At 47.9% G+C, this 238-nt stretch carries 1 protein-coding gene; it reads left to right on the top strand.

Annotation, left to right across the window (positions count from 1 at the left end; translation table 11 throughout):
• Nucleotides 1–238, top strand: a 238-nt coding sequence (locus tag BMG01_RS11240; protein WP_158084733.1) for a hypothetical protein, incomplete at both ends; no start/stop codon positions are given.

The following is a 238-nucleotide window of genomic DNA, read 5'->3' as shown; positions in this document are numbered from 1 at the left end:
ATTGACACACCGTATGGTCCAGTGGTTGTCCCGGAGACAGGTGGTGATGTTGTAATAACAATCAAGACAGCCGTCGATGTCCCAGAACATGTGGAATTGCCAGCAGAAAACGAACCAGGAATTGCAGTCTATGAAAAGATAGCCGTGGACGTCCCAGAACACATTGAATTGCCAGCAGAAAACGAACCAGGAGTTGCAGTCTATGAAAAGGTAGCCGTGGACATACCGGAACATGTTG

Source organism: Leuconostoc sp. BM2 (assembly GCF_002095565.1).
In the GTDB taxonomy this organism is placed as follows: Bacteria; Bacillota; Bacilli; order Lactobacillales; family Lactobacillaceae; genus Leuconostoc; species Leuconostoc falkenbergense.
Note: the sequence above shows the minus strand (reverse complement) of the source record. Positions and strands in the feature narration are given on the sequence as shown.